The following is a 6797-nucleotide window of genomic DNA, read 5'->3' as shown; positions in this document are numbered from 1 at the left end:
GATCGCATCCTCAATCGCTAGTACGTTTTTACCGCCTGCGGTTGCGAAGTCGTCCTTGCCCCCGCCGTTTCCGCCTAAAATTTGAGCCGTAAATTTGACCCATTCGCCCGCTTTTAACGGCGCATTTTTCACGCCTGCGGCCAGAGCGATTTTGCCCTCTTCGTTTACTTGCACGAGCAGGATCGCCGCCTTTTCGTTCTCGTTTTTAAACTCGTCTATCGTGGCTTTTATGTCGCCACCGTCAAGCACAGCGACGCAAAGCTTGGTCTCGTTTACGTTTACTACGGCTAGCGCGTGCGCGTCTTTGGCTTGTTTGGTCTTGTCTTTTAGGCTTTTTATTTCGGCTTTTAGTTTTTTTACCGCATTCATCGGCTCGGCGCTTTTTAGCTCGGTTTTTAGCTCTTCGATCTCGCTGCGCCAGGCTTTTGCTAGATTTAGCGCGGCCTTAGAGCACACGGCCTCGATCCTGCGCACGCCCGCGCTCACGCCGCCTTCTTTAGTGATGAAAAACGCGCCGATTTGGCTTAAATTTGCCACGTGCGTACCGCCGCAAAGCTCCTTGCTAACCTCGCCGAAGCTTAGTACGCGTACCTTGTCGGCGTATTTTTCGCCAAATAGCGCGATCGCGCCGCTGTTTTTGGCATCCTCGACGTCCATTATCTCCGTTTTTGCCGCGATACTTTCGGCGATTGCGCTATTGACTAAATTTTCGATCTTTGTTAGCTCTTCCGCCGTCACCGCCTTTGGATGCGAGAAGTCAAACCTGAGCCTGTTTGCTTCGACGCTAGATCCTGCCTGTGCGATATGCGTTCCCAGCACGCTTCTAAGTGCGGCATGGAGTAGGTGCGTGGCGCTGTGGTGGCGCGCGATCTCGGCTCTTTGCTCGCTTACTTTTAGTTTTACGGCGTCGCCGACTTTAAGCTCTTTTTTAACCGCGACGTTTGATAAATTTAGTCCGAAAAACTTCTGCGTATCTAGCACGTCGGCTGTATCCGCGACCACGCCGCTATCGCCCGCCTGGCCGCCGCTTTGCGCGTAAAAAGGCGTCACGTCAAACATTGCCCAGCCTTGCTCGCCCGCTTTTAAAATTTGCGTTTCTTTAAAATCCTCGTCAAGCAGCGCTAAAACCTTGCTCGTGCGCTCAAGCTCCTCGTAGCCGCTAAATTTATTTTCGCCGAATTTCTCTAAAAGCGCCTTAAAATCGCCCTTTGCGCTCTTATCGCCGCTACCTTTCCAAGCAGCTTTAGCGCGCGCTTTTTGCTCGCTCATTAACTCGTCAAATTTGGCTTCATCGACTTTGAGTCCTTTTTCGCGTAGCATGTCAGCCGTGAGGTCTAGCGGAAATCCGAACGTATCGTAAAGCTTAAATGCAGCCTCGCCGCTAAAAATATCTTTCGTGCGCGCTAGCTCGCTCTCAAAAAGCTCGAGTCCGCTCGCGATAGTAGCTAAAAATCTCTCTTCTTCGAGCCTGATTTGCTCTTTTACAGCCTCTTTTTTCTCGTTTAGGTAGGCGTAGTGGCCGCCCATTAGCTCGCAGACTTTATCGACGAGACGGTACATAAATGGTTCTCTGATTCCCAGCAGATATCCGTGCCTGATCGCGCGGCGAAGGATACGGCGAAGCACGTAGCCGCGGCCCTCTTTGTCAAATGTAGTGCCTTGAGCCAGCAGGAAAGTCACCGAGCGGATGTGGTCGCTGATGACGCGGTAGCTAGCGCCGCTCTCATACGCGTACGGCTTGCCGCAAAGCGCGGCTACTTCGTTTATAAGCGGCATAAAAAGCGAGCTGTCGTAGTTGCTAAATTTGCCTTCCATTATCGCCGTGACGCGCTCAAGGCCCATGCCCGTGTCTATACTTGGTTTTGGTAGTGGAGTTAGCTTGCCGTCGCTGCTGCGCTCGTACTGCATGAAAACCAGGTTCCAAATTTCAAGAAATCTGTCGCCGTCGCCGCCCATGTAGTCTTCAGGCGTGTTAAAATGCTCACCGCCTTGGTCGTAAAAGATCTCCGAGCACGGTCCGCACGGTCCCGTATCGCCCATCTGCCAGAAGTTATCGTGATCGCCGAATCTATAAATGCGCTCCTTTGCGACGTGCTGCTCCCACAGCGCAAACGCCTCGTCGTCGCTCTCGTGGACGGTCACGTAGAGGCGATCTTTGGGTAGTTTTAGCACCTGCGTGACGAACTCCCACGCGTACGCGATCGCGTCTTTTTTGAAGTACTCGCCGAAGCTGAAGTTGCCCAGCATCTCAAAAAACGTGTGGTGGCGCGCGGTGTAGCCGACGTTATCTAGGTCGTTGTGCTTGCCGCCTGCACGGATGCATGTTTGACAGCTCGTGCGGATCGGCGGAGTAGGGCGCGGCACTTCGCCGGTGAAAATGCTCTTAAACGGCACCATACCCGCATTTGTAAAAAGTAGCGTAGCGTCGTTTGGCACTAGCGGCGCGGACGGGATGATCTCATGACCTTTGCTTGCGAAAAAATTTAAATAAGCCTCTCTAATATCCATCGTTTTATTCCTGATTAAAGTTTTAAAATAGGGCTGATTTTAGCATAAATTTAATAAAACTTGTTTGAGACCCGGCATAAAAAGGCGTCGGTAAAATTTAAAAATCGCTCGCATTAGCCGTTTAATTACCATTTTTTACTATAATTGTCACAAAAACATTAAAATTTGGGAAAAAGATTATGAAAAAACGAGTTGCGATAATAGGTTTTGGAAACGACGCCAAACACTACTATAACGAGCTTCGCCGCTCAGAGCACTTTGAGCTTGCGGCGGTTTTTGACGGAGTTAAAAATAGCGAAATTTGCGGACGAATTCCTTTTTACGATAATATAAACGATCTTTTGGAATCGGTACGTATCGACGCTCTCATTGTTACCGACACGCATAAATATCTAAATTTGATACCTAAATGCCTAAATTTTATAAAATTTATCATGCTTGATCCTTGGCTTTGCAAATCAGGCGAGATAAGGGAGCTAAAATACTGCTTTAAATCCCAAAATATCGGCGCTTATATGGCTTTTATAGATAGATTTAATCCCGTTATCGCCTCGATAAAAAAAGAGCTTGCCAAAGAAAAAGAAATTTTCTCGATAAATATCGCTCGCGGGTTTAGCAGGGGCGTAAATTTGCAGCTTGAAATTTTACAAAACATCGATGTTGCAAGATATATAACCGGTAGCGAGATAATCTTTAGCAATAAAATTTCAATCCAAAACGACGATAAAAGAAGCGAAACCGACTCGCTTTTTCAGCTTAAATTTAAAAACCAGACTCTAGCTAGTATCCATAACTCAAAGCGCTTTAAAGCGGAGCGATTTACGATCGAATTTGCCGCGAGCGGTGGAGTTTATTTCGGCGATATGTTGGGTCTTAAGCTAAACAAATACACGCTCGACGGGCAGCAAAATTTGAAAGTTTACAGTGATGTTTCGCCGGTTAAAGCGCTACTAAACGAGTTTTATCAGGCCTGCTGTGGCGCAAAAAGCGATCTAAGCACGCTTGAAGACGCCCTAAAGGCTCAGGAGATTTGCGAATGAGACTAATTTTACTACTAAACATGGGCGGACCGAACGATCTTAGCGAGGTTGGAGTTTTTTTAAAAAATATGTTTAACGACCCGTATATCTTGGGGATAAAAAGCCCGATTTTACGTAAATTCGTGGCGTTTATGATAACTAGCTCGCGCCTAAAAGCCGCGCAAAATAACTACCGTCAAATCGGCGGCAAATCGCCTATCTGCGAGCTTACGGCGAGACTATGCGGTAAAATTTCGCATTTTTTAGACGATGATACGGCAGTAGCTTTTGCTATGAACTACACACCACCTTTTACGAAGGATGTTTTGGCTGAGTTTACGGGGGCTTCGGAGATCGTCGTTTTTCCTCTCTATCCGCACCATTCGTTTACGACCGTAACGTCTAGTATAAGCGACTTTGAAAAGGCGCGAGCCGAGCTAAATTTAAAGGCGAAAGTAAAAATCGTTGAGCCGTTTTTTGAGGATGAGAGATATAATGAGGTCGTCGCGGATGACATCGAAAAAGCTGCGAGTAATCTAAACTCAGGCGAGATAACGCTGGTATTTTCAGCCCACTCTTTGCCGCAAAAGATGATCGACGCGGGCGATATCTACGAGGAGCACGTTAAGCGGCACGTTCAAATTTTAACCGAAATTTTAGAAAAGCGCGGAGTAAAATTTAAGGAAATTTTGCTCGCATACCAGTCAAAGCTAGGCCCCGTAAAGTGGCTAGAACCCTCGCTAAATCAAGCGCTAGCCGAGATAAAAGACAAAAAAGCGCTCGTTTATCCGATTTCTTTTTGTATCGATAACTCTGAAACCGTTTTTGAGCTATCAAAGGAATTTCGTCATATCGCAGACGAGCTAAAATTTGATTTTTACGACGTCGTAGGCTGTCCAAACGATAGTGAAAAATTTGCTAAATTTATAGCAGATAGAGCTAAGGAATAAAATTTGCTTGCGATAACGTATCTTTTATAAAGGATGCGAAATGACGATCGAAGAGCAAAAATTTATCCAAAAGATTTTGGCCGAGCTTGCGCAAAAAGCCATAGAAAAGACTGCAAAGGCGATAAAAGGCGCCGACTTTGAAAAAGAGCTCAAAAAAGCCGTTGAGCCGATAAAAACCGCCAAAGAGCCTGATGTGGAAGGTTTTAAAAAGACTCTTACGCAGCTTGGTGCAGCAGGATTTTTATCGCAGATGAACGAACAAAAAATCCAGGAAAAGCTAAGTATCAAAAAAGAGGAGCTGATGGAGGCTCTAGGGCTAAATACCGATATGAAAAAAAGCCTAAGAGATGAGCTTGAAACCGTACTGGACGATCTTTTGACCAAATACGAAAAGGAGCTACGAGCTAGTTTGCAAAGCAACTCCTTGCTAGAAAAACAGCAATCTTTGCAAAATAAAAATCCGTCGATGTTAAGTACGGTTTTGGGCATCGTGTAAAATTAACGAAGTTTTAAGTCGCGGCGAGTCGGCGTAAAATTTGAATTTAATTAAGAATCAAAGCCTTAAAAGCTCGCCGAGATTTAAAAAATTAAGCATGTTTGTTGATGGTCTATTTTTTTATTAACAGTAAAAAGTAAATTTTAGAGAATTTTACAAACGAGCCTCAAAAAATCAAACATCTAAAGTTGTTTTATTCCTAATCACCAAATTTAAAAACAGCTTCTTAAATTTAATCTTGTCTTTAAAAACGGTCTATTGATGTTATGCAATTTTGCTTATTATCAAAATTTAAGCAATTTACTATGAAGCCGGCAACAAGAATGATTGAATTTAGATTGGTATCTTTGTAAATTTAAAAAGTGAGGAGGCGAGAATTTATCTCGCCTAAATTTGATTAATAAAGTCCGAATTTACCGTCAGAGCGTTTGTAGATCACGCGCATTTTGGCATCCATATCGTTAAATACGTAAAACTGCGCATCGCTATCTTTTAGCTTTTGCATAGCCTCTTCGATTTCTAGGGGCTTATATAGCTCAAGCTCCATAGGGATTATCTCATCTACCTCGCCGTCGTTTATATGTTCGTCGGCAATCGCAGCTCTAACTGCTTTGCCGTCGTCTTTATTTTTGACGGTTGTGTTTTTGTCGTGCTCGCGGCGAAGCACCTTTGATGCGCGCTCAAGCGCAAGATCGACCGCGGCGTATAGATCTTTATCTTTGTGGCGGATTACGATCGTGTCTTTTTTTGCTAAATTTAGCGAAAACTCTACGCTAAAACCTTTTTTCCCGTTTTTTTCGTCTGCTGAAACTACGCAACGACCCGAAATTATATCCAATCCGTATTTGTTAAGCGCATCAAATGCGTTTTCTATGTGTTGTTTGATTGAGTCTGTTAGGTCAAATTGTTTACCTACAATACTTAGATTCATCATCTCTCCTTTTATATTAAAGTGCCAACATTATAGCATATTAAAGTATTATTTTAGAGTTTTTGAATCGTTCGTCTAGTATATCTTACTGGAAAGACGTTTGGTTTTGTTGAGGTTACCGTAACGTCTAGTATTACCGTTCCTATAGATGCAGATGTGGTGACCGGAATTACTGCTGTGCCTCTACCGGCAGTACCGTCGCAAACACCTATAGTTCCAAATACTTTGTTGACGGTTACGGTCACGTTAAATAAAGACGTTGTTGCGTTATTGGTCGGGAAAAGCGTTTGCATTATATTAGCATTTGAGTCTAATGATGCGCAGTTTGCTACTTGTGTGAAATTTGTGTTTATGAGATTAAAAATAGCTATCTCGGTAGCACCCTGAGCTAAAAGCTCGGCTTGTTCTCGCAAGAATACGTCCGATGTTTGTTTTGCGGTAGTTGCCGAAGTATTTATCGAAAACATAGCCAGGGTAGCCACTAAAACTACAAATATGATTGCTGTTATTAAACTAAAACCTTTTCTCATTAGTACACCGCCTTTGATTTGCATATAGTTATCTCCGATTTTTCTGCTTTTACACAAAGTTTAAGTGCTATTACACCATTTTTTTCAGTAAAAACAAATCTAGTCACACGCTTAGCTAGTGTCGCACTTTCGGCTGTGATGTCTTTAGGTGGGAAGCCTCCAAAATTTTTAAAGCTTTCATTTAGCCATGGTCTATAATTGTAGTAAATTTTAAGATCAAAAACACCATCTTTTTCATCTTGGGTGCTTTGATTGCCTGGTGCTATTGCTATGGCTGTATATGCGGCAATAGTGGCTTTTTTGGAGATAGAATATTTTAAAATAGACAAGGATTCTTCGATTAAAAATATTTCTCTCATCCAC

The 6797-nt window shown here is 43.8% G+C and carries 6 protein-coding genes and 1 pseudogene; 3 read left to right on the top strand and 4 right to left on the bottom strand.

Translation table 11 applies throughout. From position 1 onward, the window contains the following. Window positions 1-2508: alanine--tRNA ligase (gene alaS / locus Q0200_RS05600; protein ID WP_297938814.1), on the bottom strand; the 2508-nt coding region annotated here is incomplete at its 3' end. A 179-nt stretch (window positions 2509-2687) separates the two neighbouring features. On the opposite strand from alaS, the gene Q0200_RS05595 reads away from it, so the two are divergent. Genes Q0200_RS05595 through Q0200_RS05585 form a run of 3 tightly spaced genes read left to right on the top strand, consistent with a single transcriptional unit; the run spans window position 2688 to window position 4973 of the window. Next, on the top strand, window positions 2688-3548 hold the full coding sequence (locus tag Q0200_RS05595) for a hypothetical protein (protein WP_297938812.1): 861 nt from the start codon (window positions 2688-2690) through the stop codon (window positions 3546-3548). Next, window positions 3545-4477, top strand: a complete 933-nt coding sequence (hemH, locus tag Q0200_RS05590; protein ID WP_297938809.1) for a ferrochelatase — start codon at window positions 3545-3547, stop codon at window positions 4475-4477. The genes Q0200_RS05595 and hemH overlap by 4 nt, the downstream gene beginning before the upstream one ends. Window positions 4478-4517: 40 nt before the next feature. After that, window positions 4518-4973, top strand: a complete 456-nt coding sequence (locus Q0200_RS05585; protein WP_297938806.1) for a response regulator — start codon at window positions 4518-4520, stop codon at window positions 4971-4973. A gap of 397 nt (window positions 4974-5370) precedes the next feature. Here Q0200_RS05585 and raiA read toward each other — a convergent pair whose 3' ends face one another. From raiA to Q0200_RS05570, 3 genes and pseudogenes are all read right to left on the bottom strand, one after another. Beyond that, complete coding sequence (gene raiA, locus Q0200_RS05580; RefSeq protein WP_297938803.1) at window positions 5371-5904, bottom strand: ribosome-associated translation inhibitor RaiA; 534 nt, start codon at window positions 5902-5904, stop codon at window positions 5371-5373. 53 nt (window positions 5905-5957) lie between these two features. After that, window positions 5958-6434 carry a hypothetical protein gene (locus Q0200_RS05575; RefSeq protein WP_297938800.1) on the bottom strand — a complete coding sequence of 159 codons (477 nt, stop codon included), beginning with the start codon at window positions 6432-6434 and terminating at the stop codon, window positions 5958-5960. Continuing rightward, window positions 6434-6797 (bottom strand): annotated as a pseudogene (locus tag Q0200_RS05570) (hypothetical protein); the annotation flags it as partial. The gene Q0200_RS05575 and the pseudogene Q0200_RS05570, both read right to left, overlap by 1 nt.

Source organism: uncultured Campylobacter sp., from assembly GCF_938045225.1.
Lineage (GTDB): Bacteria > Campylobacterota > Campylobacteria > Campylobacterales > Campylobacteraceae > Campylobacter_A.
Note: the sequence above shows the minus strand (reverse complement) of the source record. Positions and strands in the feature narration are given on the sequence as shown.